The sequence below is a fragment of the Emticicia sp. 17c genome (assembly GCF_037153985.1).
Taxonomy (GTDB): domain Bacteria; phylum Bacteroidota; class Bacteroidia; order Cytophagales; family Spirosomataceae; genus Emticicia.
In genome coordinates this window covers 131,134-150,766 of the sequence record NZ_JBBAYI010000007.1, presented here as the reverse complement: position 1 = coordinate 150,766, position 19,633 = coordinate 131,134, and the positions used below count along the sequence as shown (strand labels likewise).

At 39.5% G+C, this 19,633-nt stretch carries 20 protein-coding genes; 6 read left to right on the top strand and 14 right to left on the bottom strand.

The window, feature by feature from the left end:
* Nucleotides 1-4 precede the first annotated feature (4 nt).
* The 3 genes from WAA15_RS14745 (at nucleotide 5) to WAA15_RS14735 (ending at nucleotide 2,859) form a co-directional block, all read left to right on the top strand.
* The gene (locus WAA15_RS14745; RefSeq protein ID WP_337043557.1) at nucleotides 5-514 is read left to right on the top strand and encodes an RNA polymerase sigma factor; all 510 of its coding nucleotides are present in this window, start codon (nucleotides 5-7) and stop codon (nucleotides 512-514) included.
* Between the two features lie 61 nt (nucleotides 515-575).
* Entirely contained in the window at nucleotides 576-1,256 is a 681-nt protein-coding gene (locus WAA15_RS14740; protein ID WP_337043556.1) for a hypothetical protein, read from the top strand.
* Between the two features lie 97 nt (nucleotides 1,257-1,353).
* Entirely contained in the window at nucleotides 1,354-2,859 is a 1,506-nt protein-coding gene (locus tag WAA15_RS14735) for a DUF6734 family protein (RefSeq protein WP_337043555.1), read from the top strand.
* Between the two features lie 16 nt (nucleotides 2,860-2,875).
* On the opposite strand, the gene WAA15_RS14730 is transcribed toward WAA15_RS14735, so the two are convergent.
* The 14 genes from WAA15_RS14730 to WAA15_RS14665 all read right to left on the bottom strand — a co-directional run bounded on the left by WAA15_RS14730 (nucleotide 2,876) and on the right by WAA15_RS14665 (nucleotide 15,894).
* Nucleotides 2,876-4,030 carry a DUF6625 family protein gene (locus tag WAA15_RS14730; protein ID WP_337043554.1) on the bottom strand — a complete coding sequence of 385 codons (1,155 nt, stop codon included), beginning with the start codon at nucleotides 4,028-4,030 and terminating at the stop codon, nucleotides 2,876-2,878.
* A 52-nt stretch (nucleotides 4,031-4,082) separates the two neighbouring features.
* Nucleotides 4,083-4,802 carry a hypothetical protein gene (locus WAA15_RS14725; RefSeq protein WP_337043553.1) on the bottom strand — a complete coding sequence of 240 codons (720 nt, stop codon included), beginning with the start codon at nucleotides 4,800-4,802 and terminating at the stop codon, nucleotides 4,083-4,085.
* Nucleotides 4,803-4,814: 12 nt separating this feature from the next.
* On the bottom strand, nucleotides 4,815-7,118 hold the full coding sequence (locus WAA15_RS14720; RefSeq protein ID WP_337043552.1) for a peptidase domain-containing ABC transporter: 2,304 nt from the start codon (nucleotides 7,116-7,118) through the stop codon (nucleotides 4,815-4,817).
* A gap of 11 nt (nucleotides 7,119-7,129) precedes the next feature.
* Nucleotides 7,130-8,353, bottom strand: a complete 1,224-nt coding sequence (locus WAA15_RS14715) for a radical SAM protein (protein WP_337043550.1) — start codon at nucleotides 8,351-8,353, stop codon at nucleotides 7,130-7,132.
* A 9-nt stretch (nucleotides 8,354-8,362) separates the two neighbouring features.
* Complete coding sequence (locus WAA15_RS14710) at nucleotides 8,363-8,557, bottom strand: hypothetical protein (protein ID WP_337043549.1); 195 nt, start codon at nucleotides 8,555-8,557, stop codon at nucleotides 8,363-8,365.
* A gap of 27 nt (nucleotides 8,558-8,584) precedes the next feature.
* A complete protein-coding gene (locus WAA15_RS14705) occupies nucleotides 8,585-8,791 on the bottom strand; it encodes a hypothetical protein (protein ID WP_337043548.1) in 207 nt (68 codons plus the stop codon).
* A 207-nt stretch (nucleotides 8,792-8,998) separates the two neighbouring features.
* A complete protein-coding gene (locus WAA15_RS14700) occupies nucleotides 8,999-9,130 on the bottom strand; it encodes a hypothetical protein (protein ID WP_337043547.1) in 132 nt (43 codons plus the stop codon).
* A gap of 80 nt (nucleotides 9,131-9,210) precedes the next feature.
* Nucleotides 9,211-10,425, bottom strand: coding sequence for a sensor histidine kinase (locus tag WAA15_RS14695; protein WP_337043546.1), 1,215 nt, complete (start codon nucleotides 10,423-10,425; stop codon nucleotides 9,211-9,213).
* Between the two features lie 2 nt (nucleotides 10,426-10,427).
* A complete protein-coding gene (locus tag WAA15_RS14690; protein WP_337043545.1) occupies nucleotides 10,428-11,249 on the bottom strand; it encodes a LytR/AlgR family response regulator transcription factor in 822 nt (273 codons plus the stop codon).
* Nucleotides 11,250-11,376: 127 nt separating this feature from the next.
* Nucleotides 11,377-14,514: a lantibiotic dehydratase gene (locus tag WAA15_RS14685; RefSeq protein ID WP_337043544.1), complete on the bottom strand. Its 3,138-nt coding sequence runs from the start codon at nucleotides 14,512-14,514 to the stop codon at nucleotides 11,377-11,379.
* A 231-nt stretch (nucleotides 14,515-14,745) separates the two neighbouring features.
* Nucleotides 14,746-14,928 (bottom strand): class I lanthipeptide, encoded by a 183-nt coding sequence (locus WAA15_RS14680; RefSeq protein ID WP_337043543.1) that lies wholly within the window; start codon nucleotides 14,926-14,928, stop codon nucleotides 14,746-14,748.
* A 179-nt stretch (nucleotides 14,929-15,107) separates the two neighbouring features.
* Nucleotides 15,108-15,281 carry a class I lanthipeptide gene (locus WAA15_RS14675; protein WP_337043542.1) on the bottom strand — a complete coding sequence of 58 codons (174 nt, stop codon included), beginning with the start codon at nucleotides 15,279-15,281 and terminating at the stop codon, nucleotides 15,108-15,110.
* Nucleotides 15,282-15,468: 187 nt separating this feature from the next.
* The gene (locus WAA15_RS14670) at nucleotides 15,469-15,645 is read right to left on the bottom strand and encodes a class I lanthipeptide (RefSeq protein WP_337043541.1); all 177 of its coding nucleotides are present in this window, start codon (nucleotides 15,643-15,645) and stop codon (nucleotides 15,469-15,471) included.
* A 66-nt stretch (nucleotides 15,646-15,711) separates the two neighbouring features.
* Complete coding sequence (locus WAA15_RS14665; RefSeq protein WP_337043540.1) at nucleotides 15,712-15,894, bottom strand: class I lanthipeptide; 183 nt, start codon at nucleotides 15,892-15,894, stop codon at nucleotides 15,712-15,714.
* A 326-nt stretch (nucleotides 15,895-16,220) separates the two neighbouring features.
* On the opposite strand from WAA15_RS14665, the gene WAA15_RS14660 reads away from it, so the two are divergent.
* From WAA15_RS14660 to WAA15_RS14650, 3 genes are read left to right on the top strand one after another with little or no spacing between them, the layout of a single operon-like run.
* A complete protein-coding gene (locus tag WAA15_RS14660) occupies nucleotides 16,221-17,426 on the top strand; it encodes a lanthionine synthetase LanC family protein (protein WP_337043539.1) in 1,206 nt (401 codons plus the stop codon).
* 12 nt (nucleotides 17,427-17,438) lie between these two features.
* Nucleotides 17,439-18,668: a lanthionine synthetase LanC family protein gene (locus tag WAA15_RS14655; protein ID WP_337043538.1), complete on the top strand. Its 1,230-nt coding sequence runs from the start codon at nucleotides 17,439-17,441 to the stop codon at nucleotides 18,666-18,668.
* Between the two features lie 33 nt (nucleotides 18,669-18,701).
* On the top strand, nucleotides 18,702-19,619 hold the full coding sequence (locus WAA15_RS14650) for an LLM class flavin-dependent oxidoreductase (RefSeq protein ID WP_337043537.1): 918 nt from the start codon (nucleotides 18,702-18,704) through the stop codon (nucleotides 19,617-19,619).
* Nucleotides 19,620-19,633 lie beyond the last annotated feature (14 nt).

Genomic DNA, 19,633 nt, shown 5'->3' with positions numbered 1-19,633 from the left:
ATTTATGGCATCAGATGAAAAATCGACTTCGTTTGTCAATCTGGTTAATACGCATAAAGGTATTATCTATAAAGTTGCACTGGCCTATTGCAAAGACCCCGACGACCGGAATGATTTAATTCAGGAAATCATGATTCAGCTATGGAAATCTTTCGATAATTATGATGATACCTATAAACATTCGACTTGGATTTATCGGATTTCTCTGAATGTAGCTATTTCGTTCTACCACAAAGAAACCCGCAGAAAACACATAGCAAACCCTATTCATGAAGGTCTTTTGAATTATACAGAAACTTATAACAATCATGAAACAGAAGAACGCATACAGGCACTACAACAGTTTATTGCCGAGTTAAAAGACCTCGACAAAGCTCTTATGCTGTTGTATCTGGAAGAAAAAAGCTATAAAGAAATAGCCGGAATTATGGGTATGACCGAAACAAATGTAGCTACCCGTATCAGCAGAATTAAACTAATACTTAAACAAAAGTTTTCTTCTGCCAGCAATTAATGTTGCTATCAGCAAACAAAGTACATTATTCAATTAATTATCAGACTTAAAAATTACTATAATGGAAGATACAGAATTAATAGCCCTCTGGAAAAATTACGATAAAAAACTGGGCGAGAACCTACGGCTTAACAGAAAAAATGCCGAAGACATTACACAAATAAAGGTGAGGTCGTTTCTGAAATCTATGCAGCCAATTAAAATTTTTGCCATTATTATTGGTATTGTGTGGGTAGGTTTTATCGATATGGTGGTATTGGCTTCGTATCAGGCCGGAAATTATTTCTTATTTGGTTCTGCCCTTGTTCAAACCGTGCTTACCAAGTTAGCCATTGGTGTGTATGTTTATCAACTGGTGTTGATTCATCAGGCTAATATCAATGATGCAGTATTGGTTACTCAGGAGAAAATAGCCAGACTGAAATCGTCAACTATCTGGGTAGCACGGCTGCTGTTTCTGCAATTACCCGTCTGGACAACATTTTACTGGACATCAGCCATGATAACGCAAAACGGCTGGTTGTTTTATGCCATTCAACTACCGGTTACAGGTGCTTTTGTTTATGCGGCTATCTGGTTATTTTTTAATATCAGGTATGAACACCGCGATAAAAAATGGTTTAAACTGATTTTTAATGGCATAGAATGGGAACCTGTGATGCAGTCGATAGCCTTACTTAATCAGATAGAAGGGTATAAGACCTCTTCTACTCAGGTAGCAGGACATGAGTCTGAGTTTTGAATAAGGTCTTATGTATAAAAAATAGCTATCATGGTATAAAAAAAAATGAAATTTACTGAATCCTTCAAAGATTTGTATATTTTAAAATTAGCCAAACATGGTAGCTATCCAAACTTTCTGGTCTGATAAAACAACGCTGCGTGCAGCAGGAGAATTAAACGGGGGCTGGCTTGATGCCCGCTTCCATCTGATGAGTTGGGCTTTAAGTGTATCGTTACTAAAAAAGCATTTCAGTAAAGTTATTCTCTGTACTGATACCTTCGGAAAAAAACTGTTGGTTGATACCCTGCAATTACCTTACGATGAAGTAATACTCTCACAAACTGGCTTGGAATTGAAATATCCGAGAGAAGTATGGGTAATGCGAAAAATTAATAGTTACCAACAACTTGAGGAGCCTTTTGTGCATATCGATAGCGATGCCTTTTTGTGGAAACCTCTACCAGATACTTTTTATAACAGCACTATTTTTGCTCAGAATTACCAGAAAGATTTTAGTTGCTATAATATTGCCCGAAAAGAACTAGCCGATATTGGCATACAAATGCCATCTATACTTGCCAGCGAAACCACCCACAATGCGGTTAACATGGGCATTATTGGCGGTCAGGACAAAGCTCTTTTTAAAGAGTACTACCAGTTTCTTGAATCGTTTGTTGGGCTTCATCTGCCGAAAATCCAAGCTAACAAAACCCAACTATCGTTAGGTTTTGTAAATACGTTGTTAGAAGAATGTTTTTTTGTACATTTTGTTGAGTTGTACTACAACAAACCTATACACGTACTAATTGAAGATAAACTCGACAGCCGATACACCAAAATCGCCAATTTACTTGATAAAAAATATGGGTATCATCATTTAATTGGAGAAAACAAACTTGACTTGTTCTATTGCAAGCAGGTAGAGCAGGCTTTAAAGTTTCATTTTCCGGCTGTATATAAACATATTACGGCCTTTATCTCAGAGTTTTTTATACAAGTGCCGCAAAAAGTAGATTATTATGCCGAAAGTAATTACCGGATACAACAAAAAGGCAGTAATGAGGTAGTAACTCCAAAAAATGTAAAGACCATGTTACAAACATGGGCTAATGACGAAACCCTCAGCCATGCGATTGTATTTGAACACCAACGCAATAAAGATTTCAGAAAAGTAAAAAACAAGCTGGCTGGTTTTCAGGAATCAGAACAGGCAAGAATACGGTTTCTGTATGAATACCTTGAAAAATTACCTATTGGCCAACGGCTGAACGACACTATTAGCTATGATAGTAGCATGAGGGTTTCTGAAAGAATCTGGGATGACGGCAAGAGTATTTTTTCAAGTCTGATATATGATTTCGGGTATGGGCAAGCACACTATGATGATAAAATATGGGATACCTTCGCGATGTTTATTTTATATAATTGTTCGGAAGAACCCCAACCTCTCGAACATCTACTAGCATTGCTACAACAAAAAACTAATCAACAACCCGACGAACTTCTGCAAAGATTTGATATTAAAATAAAAGAGCTTTATATGGCAGGTTTACTTCATTATACGCATAACGAAGTTCCTGCCAGTTGCGCTGATATTGCTGAGGCCATACAAGGTTACTAAGCTGTTTGCTAAAACCTTAGCGGGCCTCAATGAGTAAATTCTGGTCAACGCCATCCGTAACAAGGTCAATAACATTTTCTCTGAGGTCTTTCATGGTTACGTTATTATGCAGGCAAGCGTGCATAATATCTTTCCCTGAAACAACTTTACCCCTGAAATAAGGCAGAAAAAGCAACCAGTTAATCATATTTATCCGATGCCCCGAATTGGGCAGAATCAAGGTATGATTAGGCTCTATCACTAAGGTAGGGTTCAATGTCAACGGGCGTTTTAAGGTACGATGCACCTCTTTTTTCTTGCCTGATTCTGAAAGGTAAATACCTGTACGGTCGATGAGAATTTCTGACACATTCCAGTTAATTTTTGATATTTTAAAATAACTGTTCGACTTGAGATTAATCAGATGCACCAGACAGAACTCTTTATCTCGTTTAGGGCTAAAAGCTCCAGCTTTAGATATTATCAGGCTATCGCGGCGTTCTTCACCTGTTTCATCGATAATTGAGTACAGAAACTCATGACAAACGGTTTCAAAGCGTACTTTAACATTATCTGTGTTTTTTTCGACAATGGCTGTCATACACTCTATTTCAGGCGACAGCTCGTCCATTCTGAAACCTCTGAAGCGTTCTATCACCAGAAAATTCATCTCATCGAAAGCAAAATGTTTGTTGGTAGAATATATTTTCTGCCAGTCTTTGCTTCGTTTATAGAGCCTAGTTATGGTATAATTGTTTTTGTAAAGCGTAAAAAAGCCCGAAAGGTATTCTTTTCTGACAGAGACGATGTCGTATTCGGTCAGGATTTCGTCTGTGATGAAATTTCGGATATTCCCAAAAATCACATCAATATCACAATGCCCCCAGAAATCATATTCTTTCAGATAATCTTCAAATATGTTACCGTAAGACGGCTTGAAATCACAAAGTTTGTAGGGTTCTTTTACCTCAATCGGGATTCCTATTTTTTCAGAAGCAAGGGCATTAAAATCATCCAGATTAAAGTTAATAAACTTTATATTTTTATATGACTGACTATAATGCGGAAAACGAATATCTGTAAAAAAAACGAAATCGATGGTATCGTTCCAAGCGGCCGACTTAATGAAATACGGAAAATAAGAAGGGAATTTTTTTCCGAAATAAGGTATAATTAAACAGATTTTCTTCATTGTTGTTCTGTGAAATTAGGTGCTGATTATTTTTACTTCTATAAGTTAGGTATTAGAATAGTCCTCCGAAGATTTTATCAAAAACCGAGATATTTTCGGTAATTATCTGTGCTTTTCCGTGCAGGTTTGCCATCAGCGGTATATTCTGATGCACATTTGTAAGCATACCGTTTGAAAGGTACAAACGCCCACGATAAAACCGGTCGATAGGCACATAAGATAACTCTGCTACTTCGCCTATCAGGAATCCATATTTATGTTCAGGAAACTCATCAAGCCTGATAAGGGTTTTTTGTCCTTTTCTTATTTGCCCTGAGCCATCAATAGGCACTTTTATTTCTATATCGTAGTTAGTAAACTGGGGCGTTACAATCAGACCCGAAGCCCGCGGCATTTCTTCGGTTCCTCTGAAAAACATTACTTTACCGCCAATACTTGTTGTATGATAGGTTTTGGCTCCGGTACTGCGGTTTATTTCCAGAACTACGGTGTCTTCTTTGCTAACAAACTGCCCGTCTTTTACTACGGGGGTATAATCAACGTTGGTTTCGGTTTTCATCCAGACAAACCTGAACGGCTGTTCTTTGGCATGAAAATTTACTTCGGCCTGTATGGTAACGGGCAAAGTAAGATAACGCGAAATAAAAACAACCAGCAACAGCATAAGAAATAGCACTGTAATACCCCAACGGGTTATCCAGCCGGGAACCTGCCCGATAATCTCCTGAATTTCGTCAGTGCGGTCAACATGATTAGGTATCTGAGTAGGCATGGCTATAAGGGTTTATGCGGCGTCGAGTTCTAACTGATTTTTAACCAACTGGTAATAGTAACCTTTCTGTTTTGATAGCTGCTTGTGGCTACCTATTTCTTTGATTTCTCCGTTGTCCATCACAATAATCTGGTCGGCATTTTTTACGGTGCTTAAACGGTGGGCAATAATTACAACCGTACGCCCCTTAAAGAAACGCTCGAGGTTTTCCATAATAACGGTTTCATTATTGGCATCAAGGGCACTGGTGGCTTCATCAAAGAATATATATTGCGGATTTTTATATACAGCACGGGCAATAAAGATTCGTTGGCGTTGCCCACCACTTAATCCGGCTCCCGAACTGCCAATTTTAGTTGAAAAACCCAAGGGCAATTTCTTGATGTAATCCTGAATATTGGCCGTATGCACGGCATCCATTAGTCGTTTTTCATTTACTTTCTGGCCATCAACGGCAATATTTTTAACAATGGTATCTGAAAAAATGTAGCCGTCCTGCATTACAGTGCCACAGACACCCCGCCAGTTACTGGCCGATAAATCGCTCATGTCAATGCCATCAATCTTGATTTCGCCCTCTTGTGGTGGATAAAACTTTAGCAATAGCTTTAACAAGGTAGTTTTACCACTCCCGCTCGACCCCACAATGGCTGTAATTTTTCCTTTCGGAATATATAAGTTAAGGTTCTTGAGTACCAATGGAGAATGTGGCCCGCCATACCGGAAAGACAAGTTGTTAATCTGAATACCTTTTTCGGTATCAAGCAACAAATTATTGTAACGCAACGAACTACTGGCATCGTCGAGGTTTGCTTCGCTATAACTTTCAATGCTGCCTCGTTTATTCATAATAAATTCTTCGTTCAGTTCTTCATCTGATTTATTATGGATTTCACTTAGCCTATCAAGGCTCATTTTTGAATCCTGCACACTTTTAATAAATTCGATGATTTGCCCAAGAGGGCCATTCAACTGCCCAATGATGTACGAAATACTAAGCATCACACCCAACGATATTTCGTTGTTGATTACCTGCGTGGCAGCTATGTAGGTAACAATAATATTTTTCGATTGCGTAAAGAATGTAGAGCCTACTTCCTGATATTGCTCAAGACTTAGCCCCTTTATATTTACTTTAAAGAGTTTGGCCTGAATGCGTTCCCACTCCCAGCGTCTGGCTCTTTCGCAGTTATTGAGTTTTATTTCCTGCATTCCGGTAATAAGCTCAAAAATGCTACTCTGGTTTTCGCGCATACGCTGAAAGCGTTTATAATCAAGGTTTTTGCGTTGTTTCAGAAACAAAAACACCCACGAGAGTGACAAAATACTACCTATTACAAAAACCAGTAGTAGTTTTCCGCTGTATACGCCTAACACTGCCGAGAAAATAATGATATTCAGAATTGAAAAGAGGGTATTAATGGTATGCCCTGTCAGGAATTCTTCTATACGGTGGTGGTCGTTGATACGCTGGGTAATATCGCCTACGTTTTTGCTCTCGAAAAAACTGATAGGCAACTTCATGAGTTTAATCAGAAAGTTTGAAATAATACTCACACTAATACGGGTATTGATATGCAGCAATATCCAGTTTCGGATAACATCAACCCCTACCCCGCCCAGAAACAGCAATAGTTGTGCAATTAAAATAAGGTGTATGAGGCCGAGGTTGTGTTGGTGGATACCGTAGTCAACCAGAGACTGCGTAAGAAACGGGAAAATAAGGCTTACAAGGCTCCCAAAGAGCATTCCCAGAAAAATCTGAAAGAGATATTTCTTATACGGCATCAGGTATTGGAGCAAGAATTTAAACCCGTTGGTCTTTTTTTCTTTTTCTTCGGCATCTATCTGATAAAATTCTGGCGAAGGCTCCATGAGTAGTGCCACGCCTGTTTGCTGTGGGTTATCGGCTGTCCAGCATTTGAGAAATACTTCTTTGTCGAGCGATACCAGACCATGACCGGGGTCTGCCACAATGAGTCTTTCCTCGAATTTTAACCTTGACCATGAAAATTTCCGTACGTAATCATATAAAACCACGTAGTGTTCCTGATTCCAGTGCAGAATACACGGCAGCGGAGCTTCCTGTGTGAGTTTATCGTAATTTATTTTAACCATGAGCGTTCGGAAGCCGACTTTCTCGGCAGCCAGACTCAGGTTAACCATGCTTGCTCCTGAACGCGAGATGTAGGCATTGGCACGTAAAAAATCGATGGTGTAATCTTTGCCAAAATACGAGCTAATCATTCTTAGACAGGTTGGCCCACAATCCATGAAATCTAACTGGCTGAAAAATTTGTATTTATTGCCTAACATAACCTTAATTTTTATAGCGTATGAGTTTCTACTTTTGTAAGCGGCAATGCCTTGAGTGCCTCGGCGTAAGTAATCGGAGATAAGCCGGTGGCATTGATGATGTCGGTGGGTAACCGCTTCACGATGACATTCTGAATATGCGTAATAAGTTTCATGAGGTCGAAACAGTAAACCGATGGGTTGTCAAAGCCCTGCAAACGACTGAACCTGTGTGCCAGATGCCCGCCTCCACAAACTTTTTTAATAAAGCATTGGCTGCACCGCTTTGGTAATTGCTTATGGCTTTGCCTGTGAAGTGCTATCAGGTTGGCATAAATGGCCTTGTCGAATCCATCAAAAAGCACATTTTTACCTTCTTTTGTAAATCCGTCGCCACAAGCCTTCAGATAGTCAGATGCCTCAATGCTTCCGTCAGTTTCAATAATCAGATAATTGTTTTCCTGTTGGCCTATGGTTTCAAACCCATTATCTATCCCGATAATCATCAGTATAATCTGGCTCAGAAACCTGATACCCGGTTTATCTTCCGTATCTGTAAACCAACGGTCGAACAGTTTTATCCACCAGTCGCCGAAAGGCGTATATTGAGGCGACATATTTTTTTGCCGATATACCTTCGGAAGGAAGTCATAATGGTGGTCAGGAAACAGAAAATCAATGGCTTTTATCTGCAACGATTTAAAAAAATCATAGAGCTGTGCTGCTTCTGTTTCAGGATTAACCACCGACAGGATGCCGAAATTCACCTGATGCATTCGGGCAATTTCAATACCTTTTAGTACTGTTTCGTAAGACCCTTTACCGTTTTTATTGAGCCGATATATATCGTTTATTGATTCGGGGCCATCAAGGCTAATGCCTATACCTATTTCGAGTTCTTTAAATAATTTACACCAATGGGCATCCAGAAGTGTTCCGTTTGTTTGTACTCCAAAACTTAAACTTATCCCTGCTAATTCTTTACGTGCTTTGGCTACAAAACCCCGGAAGAACGCTTTGGGGGCAAGTAATGGCTCGCCACCATGAAAAATAAACTCAAAGGCTTCGACCTTATACTGCTTACTATATGTTTTAACCTGATTAATGATGGCATCTACAACTTCGTTTTGCATATGCTTGGGCTGGTTGAGATAAGAGGTGTCACCCAGATTGTACATATAGCAATAAGAACAGTTCAGATTGCACCTGCTGGCGATTTTAAGAACCAAACCTTTTATATTCGCCTTTTTTTTCATGTAGCAGGTTTAAGATTTACTGGGTTTATTTCTCAACATTTTCTTTTTTTCTTCATCGTCGTAAGGAGGTTCTTTGTATTGGTTCCACCCACCGTTGATGTCGTCGCCAATGACTTTGGTTTCTTCTTCGTTCATTAGCGAATCAAGCGATTTACGCGCGTTTTTCTTGTCGAAAAGGCTAATCGAGAATCGTTTCTTTGCCATAGTTTTTAAGGGTTAATTATGTAATAGTTATAGTCCGAGTTTTTCAAGAAAAATCAACGATTTAAACCGTGAACGCCTTGTATGGCTTTCATAAATGATAGGCTCATAGGGGCGGTCACCGCCTCTGATTTCTTCGCCGCCGTCGGTTGAGAGTATCTCTAACCAACCACTTTTAGGGGAGTTTTGCTCTTCATCGAATGTTTCGTGCAAAAGCTGGTCAACACTTTTTCTCATTTGTTTCTGCGATTTAAGTTTGATGTACCGAAGTAAGCCCCGAAAGGCTTGTTTATGAAATTATTTAGACAGGAGGCAGCAGAATTTAGATTAAAACGCAGTTGCGCAAGTATATAAAAAAATAGGCTTAACGGAAGTGTTAACAGCGTTAAAAAAGCACGAAGCCCGAGGGGCATTCCCTCGGGCTTCGTATATTAATCAGATAAATTAAAGATTTTGCAGTGAACAAACGCGGCTGGTAACATTCGTGAAAACATCCGCCAGACTTTTATTGTTTGAAAACTCGCTGATAGTTGTTTTTTTAATTGCAAGAGGGCGATTGTTAAAGTTCTTTTTCATAGCGAATAACGGTTATTTATAGTTTAGATTATTAATATTTGATTCAAATTTCATACACTTTTGAACGGGAACCAAAGGTATTATACTAATCTGTCTAGTTCTTCGATGAATATGCTTTTAGGTTTTCTTTCTTTAATTTCAGAGAGCGGAATTTCGACGAAAACGGCAAATTCTCTATCTTTTTCTTCTATTATAAACTGATGGTTCTTTTTATAAAAGACTTCCAGCCGCTTACGCAGATTTACTAACCCCAAACCTCCTTCGTTTGTGTCTTTTTTGTTTTTAAACTTGGGATGTGGCGGTTTACTGTTTTTTATATTAATGGATAGCTTATTATCGGTAATTTTAATCTGAATATCAATCCATGACTCCTGCCGTGAACTATGAGTGCCATGCTTAAAAGCATTTTCAACAAGTGTTAACAGCAGTAAGGTGGGTATTTGTTGCCCTTCTTTGGGGCTTCCTTTGATATTGAAATGCAGTTTGAGCCTTTCTTCATGCCTGATGTGTTCGAGTTCAATGTATTTTTCAATACAGTCAAGTTCTTTCTGAAGCTCAATGAAATCTTCTTCGGTTTCGTATAAAGTAAAACGCAGAATATCACTGGTTTTGAGGAGGTATTCCGACGATTTTTCGTCAACAGGCAAAATTTTTGCGTAAGCCGCATTAATTACATTAAACACAAAATGAGGATTAATCTGCGCCCGAAGTACTCTTAATTCCATTTTGAGCGAATTTACCTGAAGTTTATTAAGCAGCAGTTCTTTTTCAAAAATTGTCTTAACCAGTTTCAACACAATGGCTATGAGCATATAATCGAACTCTTTAAAGCCTGTGAAAATAATGGCTATTAAATCCTGAAAGGTGAAATTTGCCGTGTTTATCGATAAATATAAAAGCCCCAGAACTTTATATCCACCCGGAATACCCTGAATCCCGATTTCTATATCGAAAATATAATACATCAGGTAAGTAATGGTATGGAAATAAAACATCGAAGCAAAAATATCTAGCACAATAAGCCTTGCCAGTTGCAGTTTATCATTAAAGAAATTGTGTGTTGCTATAATGAGGTAATAGATAAGCACATATCTGAAATAATATACAAAAGTCAATATAATGGTAGCGCGGGGGTCAGATACCCTCGATAGCACATCGGTCGAGATAAAAATATAAGTAAGGTTATTTACAATAAAAAACAACCAGAAAGCCAAATGGTAGGCGATTCTGACTTTTTGCCTTTTATGGGCAGGTGCATCCAAATAATGCTTTTTGTAATAGGTGAGTAAATCCATGGTTACCTAAATTTGCCTCCGGTTATTTTTCCAATGAGTTCATCACGGTTATTGGCTGTCATGGGTATTTTTTCGTTGTTTTCCAGCACAAGTGTATTGCCATCAATGATTTTTATCATCATTCTGTTGACAATATATGACCGATGCACACGAATAAATTGTTTGGGAGGTAATTGTGCCTCCATTGTAGACACCGACCCGTGCATAATGAGCATTCCGTCTTTATGATATACCTTTACGTAGTCTTTTAGGCCTTCAACATGAAAAATTTCATTATAAAACACCCTGAAAAGTTTTCTGTCGGCCCTTACCCATAAGAAATCATCGTTGATACCCCCACCCATGCCTTCGGGCGGATTGGTTTCAATGACTGCTTTGATGGGTTCGTCAGACAACGAGGGCAGGTCGTCAATTTCTACTTCGGCTACTTCGGGTTTATTATGGCGTTTTTCGAGTGCTTCGGCCAACATTTTTACTTTAGAGGTAGCTTTCAGGAACTTATCAAACCCAATAGGCTTTAATAAAAAGCCCGTAACATCGAACTTGAAACCATCTACCGCGTATTGTGGATACGCGGTAGTCATGATTACCTGTGTTTTATTTAATTTCAGAATATCGAGCAATTCGGTACCTGTAAGTTCAGGCATATTTATATCCAGAAATATAAGGCCGGGTTGCTGGCGTTCGAACGCCTCCATGGCATCAATGGCATTAAAAAATTTTCCGGTTAGTTCAAGCCACGGAATTTTAGCTATCAGCGTTTCCAGAACAACATGAGCGGGTTTTTCGTCATCAACAATAAAGCATGTTAGCTTATTTTTCATAGCTGTTTTTTTTGAATAGTAATATTCGATAAACTTAGTTGTTTAAACAATTTTATCTGTTAAAAATAGTATCAGAACAGGTATTTTTACCTGTAAATATTAACAAGCGGCTACAATTAAGACCCTCTCAGACAGGCATTTTATTTGTATTTTTTGCCCTTGCCAATGCAGATTCATAGTATTTTTTCAGATAATGATATACTACTAATTCATGTACGCGTTGCTTTGAAATGAACATTCTGTTCAGAAACATGTGTACAAGGCTACTCAGAAGCCTGTTTTTATCAACTTGGAGTCTGGCTAATATTTCGTCTTTTATTTGGCCTATCAGCACCGACCTCTCTTCAAATAGCGCGATGGTTTCCGAAAGTTGATTTTTCTCGTCATCTTCCGGTTTCAGGAAACTTTCAATATCGGCCGTATGCGTGCGATACTTATCGTTAAGTTGTTTATTCAGGCTGGTGTTTCCGTTAAATTCTTTAAAGAAGTTTTCGCGCATTAATTCCATGATGTTTTTCTTGTCGGCAAGGTTGTAGCCAAAATCATTCAATAGCATATCTACGCCACGAAGTGCCACAAGCCAGCGATACCGCTCGCCTTCATCCCCTTCGAGCAAATCAAGAAACCCTACAATAGCTTTACTATCAGCACAAAATACGCGCTCAACCAACTCGATGGTAGAGTCTCCGTAACGTTCAATTTCGCGTTTATAGGTATCTGTCTGGAATTTTGTTACAATGCCTTTATCAATATAAGGTTGCATTAGAGTATTTAACTCCTGAAGCACAATATACCAGAAATCAGGCTTTGTATTATGGTTAAACCTGACACGAATATGCTCGTCGGGGTCGCCGTATCTGATAAAAAACCATTGCTCAATAATACCCTTCTGTAACATTTCTTCGGCAAAAGGTTTAATTACACCGGTAAGAATTTTATCGGCTGTTTTGGTACCGGTATAAATCTTAATATATAGCCACTCGCTACCGGTAATAAAATTCCGTTTAACGGGGCTTGGTTTGGGGGCCAATGGCACAGCCTTACTGGTAGCTTCGGTTTCTTTTAGCATCGGAATCAGGATTTCGTTAGTAAAATAACCTTCCGAGGTTTTCACAAAACATTCATCTTCCAGCCCAATAAATTCGACGAGTTTGATTCTATCATATTTTTTGAGGGCATCGGCCAGAATCTGTACCGAAAAATCACACTCAAAGTCAATCAATAGCTCGTTATCTCCTTCTGATAATTGTACATAACGTGGCAGTTGTAGTTGTTCTCTGATTTTCCTTAGTTCTTCTTTTAAGTCGCAGTTTTTTTGTTGAAGGGCCGGATAATTATCTTTTTTGATATTCCATGTTGCTCTGCCAAGAATGAGGTGGCGGTATTCAACTCTGGGCAGAAAAGGGTGGTCGTTCAGAAAACCCCACGACCACCCATACAAATGCTGAAGCTCCTGATTTTCCAAATCACATAGAAATTTATAAACAGGCAACCCATTAACTGTGTTATGGGCATTGCTTCTGCGCGGAAAAACGCGTTTGTTCAGGCGTTTCGACCGCAAAACTACTTCTTCTCCACGAATTGAAACCATCAAGTCATCGGGAGTAATCTGGTATTCTTGCGGTACATCCGATCCAGCCAGATAAGGTATTTCATAAGGGCGTAAATGCGGGCGCATCAGAATATTACCCACACGAGCTTCGGGTAGGTGGGCTATTTCTGCATAAATGGTGTCGGAGTACTGGCTGTCTTCCAGTTTGGCGGCTTCTCTCATTTTCTCGGTTAGTTCCTGATTCCCATGCCCAAACCGACCCAGTAGTTTTATACCCGACGAGCCCGTCATGGTATAAAGGTTAAACTTAAAATTGCCTTTATCGACCTCTTCCACAGAAGAAGCAATCAGGCTACCGAATATATAAAAGCCCTTAGTTAGTGAAGGCTCTATGGCATTGCTTTCTTTAAAAGAGTTTATAAGCTGGTCGGTAAGTTGAATAACCGACTGGCCTTTCGCGATGGCCTCCTGATATAGCTTATATTTTAATCTGGCAAGGGCTGTCCACTCGGTGCTATCTGCCCTGAAATTAGCTGGCAGAGCCAGATTTTCGAGCATAGGCAGGTTATCAGCCTTGTTTGAAGTAACATTGCCATAGCCGATACCCGTTTCATTGTCGATAACCGAGAGTAAAGGCATCTCCTGCTCTTCGTATCGTTCATAAAACTTAGTTTTGAAAGTTGCCATGTCGGCATTATAATATGATAAACCCAAAGGCATAATATTTTTCAGGTCTTTACTTAATGTATTCACGAAAGCGTCGCTCAATGAGCAGGCTTCCGTCTCAAAGAACATATCGGTCTGTACTAGGTCTTTACTGTTAGTGGTTGTAAAGTTTTTGCTGATAATCTCCTGTATTTCCTGATATTTTTTAATGCCTCTGTCGTTGGTTCGGAGCAGCTCTTTAATTTTCAGCAGATTCTGATTGATTTCGTCGGTATGTTGTAGTTTTTTCAAACGTTCAATCAGTACATCAAAAAATTCGTCTCCGGTGGTGGTAGGTTCAAGTTCGCTTACGAGTATTTGCGAATCAATAATTGAATTAACGTAGTTTTCAATTTCTTCCAGACTGAATTCATCTGAAATTAGTTCTTCTACGAGTTCCTGAAAGGTGCTGCCTTGTGCGGCTTTTGTCAGTATTTTTTGCAGATACGGGCTGTTTTCTACCGAAGCCAGTAAATAATTGCGTTTTTTATTTTTAACAGTACTTTCAATGTAACGATACCCCTCACCTATCAGGTATAAACTTGTATTAGGGAAGAATTTCAGTTGTTTTTTTATGGTTTCGTTACTGATAATATCGGTTGTCATTTCGGCAACGTAGTTCATATCAAGCCGTGAATGAAACCGACACGGATTCTGCTCGTTAAAAACTATCCGAGTTTCTGAGCCCTGGCTGCCCATAGTACAGCCAGCAAAAAGCCCATAAGGCGTGCTGCGGGTGGTCATTCGGATTAGGTATTTATGCAGTGTCCGTAGTAGTTTATCAATACCCGTCTGATACGTACCCGCCAGTACTCCGATGAAGGCTTCGTATAACTCTGGCGAAGCCACATAGAGTACTTCTAACATCTGAGGCTGTACGAAGAACTCAATCAGTTGTTTTTCAAACGTGGTGGGGTCGTTACCTGCTTTATTTTGCAAGTCAAGTAATGTATTGACAGGGAATGCTGAGCGACGAAGAAGGAAGAAATTCTGAGATTTAAAGTTCATGGTTTTAAAAGTGTTAAAGACAATTATCATGATTGCCAACCTGCCAGTACCGTATAAATAGCACAGGTAGTTGTTGTTATCCAGAAAAATTTATAATTTTGATTGTCTAAAACAATGTTAAACCATACACATTGGTTTGGAAAACTAAGCCGAGGGATTCCCACGGCTTATGTTTCTTATAGATAATGAGGTGTAGATTCTGGTAGCGTATCCGTTATTTCGGAGTTTATTTTATTTACCACACGAAGTGTAAGTTCCGGTAGGTTGGTCGCTGCAGCAAGATGGCCCAGCCGTAAAACCTGTTGCACCACCCACTACTTGGTCGGCTTGTTCGTCAGATAATTGCTCTGCATTAAGGCGTGCAATAGTTTCTTTGTCTAAAGATAATCTTCCGTCGTTATTTTTCTTTTTCATGATTTTACGAGATTAAGTTAATTAATAGTTAAATATATTTTTTGGAGTAAATGGTTATTGCAAAAGTTGATTAAGATAGTTTCTGAGGAAATTTTCGGGATTTAAACGAGCGATTGTATTCTGTTTTGCTACAATCGCTCAGTAAATGTCCCTTTTCATATTTCCAGAAATCTGCCTGATTATCTTGAGCAAGAGGTGTAAGTATCTGGGCCACAGCACGAAGCACCACCTGTAAATTTGGTAGCCCCACCTACTACTTCCTGTCCTTGTTCTGCCGAAAGTTGTTCTGCATTCAATTGTGCAATAGTTTCTTTGTCAAGAGTTAATCTATTCGAAGTGATTTTCTTTTTCATGATTCTTAATAGTAAAAAGTTAAAAAATGAGTGAAATTCTGCATGCACCAGCTTTCGGGTGGCATTGTGTTGTTGTTTGTTACTTCATTGCTAAGCAGGCGGCCGTCTGAAGGGTTTCTGAAACGGCTCCAACGGCCGCCGCTTATTAAAAGGGCTACTTATATAAAGCCGCCCTTTCAGGCATCTATTAGCATGAAGTGTAAGTTCCTGTTTTGGTAACACCACAACAAGAGGCACCTGCGGTAAACACTGTTGCTCCGCCCTCAACTTGTTGAGTTTGATCTGCCGATAATTGGTCTTCGTTCAAACGAGCGATTGTCTCTTTATCGAGCGACAGCTTGGTAGATACTTTTTTCTTTTTCATGATTAATAAACTTTAAAAGTTAATAAACTAAAAAAACAAAAGCGGCGATTAACCCCTATTCAGTGATTATTTGCCGCATGAGGTATAAGTACCTGTGTTACCAATACCACAACACGAACCACCAGCAGTAAAGGCAGTAGCACCACCTTCTACTTGTTGTGTTTGGTCGGCGTTTAGTTGTTCCTCGTTAAGGCGAGCAATTGTTTCTTTGTCCAAAGACAATTTCGAAGCATTTGTTTTCTTTTTCATTTTTTAATAAAGATTAATGTTAAACCATACAAAACATAACTCGCTTACCCAGCCTGTGCACAAACTTGATAAACAAGCGATACAAAATTTTGATATTTAATAAAATGAAGAAAGATTTTTATACAGAATAACTGAAAGTTTAGATGAAAATAAGTTTAGGGTAAGTGTCATGAAAGTGGTCTATAAATCAGAATCCGTATGTACCACACATTGCTTGATATAAAAAAGACTTCGTTTGGTCGATAATAATTATAGCTCTCTATAATTTTTTTTTTGTTGACACAGGCAATAGCCAATTTTGGACACAAAAAATCATCTATACTCAAATGATAGAGGAGAGCGAAAAATATACAATCGATCAATATATCACAACGGCTGCTTATAAGATAGAGGATATAGTGGAAGTTGCTCCTAAGCACCAGCATGATTTGCACACCTTCGGGCTGTCGAGAGGTGCGCTGGGTTTATCTTTTCTATATCATGCTTATGGCCTTTATTATGGGCTCTCGGAGTATCATAAGAAAGCCAAAGAAGCCTTTGAGGAAGCCTGCGACAGCATCGGAAAAAAGGCGTTCCCGAGTTTTTATCTGGATATTTCTGAACTCGGTATGCTGGCAGACTATTACTCAAGAAAAGGCTCATTGGAAATTGATCCAAACGAATTTCTGGAGGATATAGATAACACGTTGGAAGAAAAAATGAACGAGTATCTGGCCGACGGCGACATTGGTGGTTTTGTGAATGGAGCTATTTCGATGGCACTTTATTTTCTGAGACGTTACACTACCAACGTAAGCAAGTTTAAGCCAATTATGCAGAAACTCGTGAACGAGCTTACCCAACAGGCTATTGAAACGCCTGAGGGTATACACTGGCCTACCAAATTCCGTGAGGATGGCCGTGTCTATCTGACTTTACCGCATGGGTCAGCGGCAGTTATTCTGCTTCTTACACGTCTTTCTGAAATAGATGAAAGTTTTAAAACACAAACGCTCCCATTAGTTAAACAGGGAATTACTAAAATTCTGAGCCAGGAAGTAAAAGACAGACACTTCCTTTTTGCAGACCAACTTGATAAACCTGAACCAAGCCGACTGGCCTTATGCTATGGCGACATGGGCGTGGGCTATATGCTACTACGCGCCGGACAAGTATTTGATACAAAAGCATGGTATCAGAAAGGAATTGATATTCTCACTCATGCCATACAACGCAAAACACAGGAAACTAATCGTGTTGAAGATGCCAGTATTCTGTTTGGTGCAACAGGGCTTATGCTTATTTTCCATAAGGTTTATCGGTTAACCAATCTGGCTATTTTTCAAGAGGCCACTAACTACTGGCTGGCCCGAAGCGTAGAATATGGCGAAAAACAGGAAACTCCCTACGCAGGCTTTAAAGCTGCTTATAACCCATGGAACGCCCACACGAATGTATGTTTTTCAGAAGGAATTATCGGAATTGGTATTGCTTACATGATGTACATCAGGCCACACCTGATTAACATCGATGATTTTGTATGGCTTTTATAAACCAACTAGGCTATGATACTCCATGAAGTACAAACAGCAAACAAGACAGTCGATACAATACTAGCGTTATCGGCTTATATTGAAAATAACCCGACAGAGTATCTGAACCTGACCCGCGGCGAAATCGGGAAGATTCTTTACTATTTCTATGCGTCCAGAAGTATTCCAGAAAAAAGAGAAGAGTTTCTGGCAAAGGGAGGTAATCTTTTAAGCACAATTCTGGATATTGTTATCCATAAAAAAAATAACCAGTTATTTAACTCGTCGCTCTCGAATGGATTAGCTGGCTTGGGGTTAACCATTGAAATTCTGGTAAATGAAGGTTTTATTGAAGATGACCTGCAAGATTTCCTGTACAATATTGACAAGTATGTCTTTGAAAATGCTATTACAAAAATTCGGAAGGGCAATATCGACTACCTACATGGAGGTGGCGGAGCTTTTCATTACCTGTATTACCGGATTGATAAAAATCCTGCAATAAAAGCTTATCTGGAAACCTTTGTTGAAGCACTAGAAGAAATTGCCGTTCCGTGGGGCGAAGGAATATATTTCCCGAATATTTATATGAAAGATTTAAGTCGGGAGTCGGAGGTGAATCTTGGCTTATCGCATGGCATGGTCTCAACATTACTCATGCTCATTAATTTTTACGAAGCGGGCATTTCTCCACAAAAAGCCGAGCAACTCATCAATAAAGGAATAACTTTTATGCTGAGTTTCAGAAATACCGAGCATTTTGAAACAGGCGAATATTACAATTTCCCAAACTCAATTATTCTGAATCAACACCAATATAGCCCTGATAACCTCAAAAATTATAGCGGTGGTTTAAGGTGGTGCTATGGCGACATGAACATCATGCACTTACTCTACAAAGCGGGTATTGCCTTAAATCAGCCTTATTTTAAACTACTAGCCGATGAAATCGGCGTATCAACCTTACCCGTGCGCGATATTAAGCAAGCACACTGCCATGGCTCATTGTTTTGTCACGGGGCCACAGGCATTGCGTATTATTATAAATATCTGGCCAGAATTTCAGGACAACAGTTCTACATGGAAGCCTATCATTATTGGCTTAACCTTGCTTTCAGCTTGTTTGATGAAGAAGTGGAGCAATCGCTCTTTACTGAAATATCAGGCTATTTTCTGGAAGGTTTTGTGGGGTCAAGTCTGGTTTTGATGGAGTCTCTGACAGACGACGAACCTTATTGGGAGAAAGTCTGGCTGTTAGCCTGACACATTGCTGTAAACCATTAACCGTAAACTACTATGGAAAAATTATCATTCGGAATATTAGACTTTGGGATGCGCCAGCAAGGGCTAAACAGCCTGATGAAACTAGATGACGTAGTGAAGTCGGCTATTGATGCCGAACATCTGGGTTATTCAAGGTATTGGATAAGCGAACACCATTTTTCGCAGAAAAGTCTGGCGTGGTCAAATCCACAGGCAGTAGTTCCCATTCTGGCTTCGTCAACCAATCGTATAAAGATAGGCGTTGCAGGTGTTTTGTTAGGTATGTATTCGCCGTATCATGTGGCTACGTTTTTCAAGATGCTGAACAACGTTTTTCAACGACGCATCGACCTCGGCATTGCCAATGGCTCGCCTAGCAGCAGGGCGGTAAGTTATGCCATGGAGTATGACAAAGCCGATATGAAAGAAAGTTTTGAAGATAAGTTCTCAAAACTAATTCATTACCTGCGCGACGATGACGACCTCTACGAAGAAGGCAAGGGAGTAGTAGTACCACCCTATAAAGGTTATGCCCCCGAGGTCTGGACACTCTCCACATCGGCCTACCGCACCGCCGAGCGGGTAATAAACCTCCAGTTAAATTTGTCTCGTTCTATCTGCCACGAAATGTCAGAAAAAGATTTCGCCAAAGAAAAACTACAAAAACTAAAAGAAGACTACCGCCAAAAGCATGGTGTTTACCCGAAGGTGAATCTGGTGGTAGGTATTATTTGCCATAAAACCATGAAAAAGGCGCAACAAATGGCCGAAAATTACAAGGCTGCCGGCGACTACCTGAATATAGTTGGCTGCCCTAGTTATTTCAAAGAAAAGATATTTGAACTACGCGAAAGCTACGGTGTAGACGAGTTTATTTTATATAACTACTCGGTAAATACACAAGAGCGTGCCTTGTCGATGCGCCTGATAAGCAAAGAATTTAACCTTTAATTCTCTCATTTTTA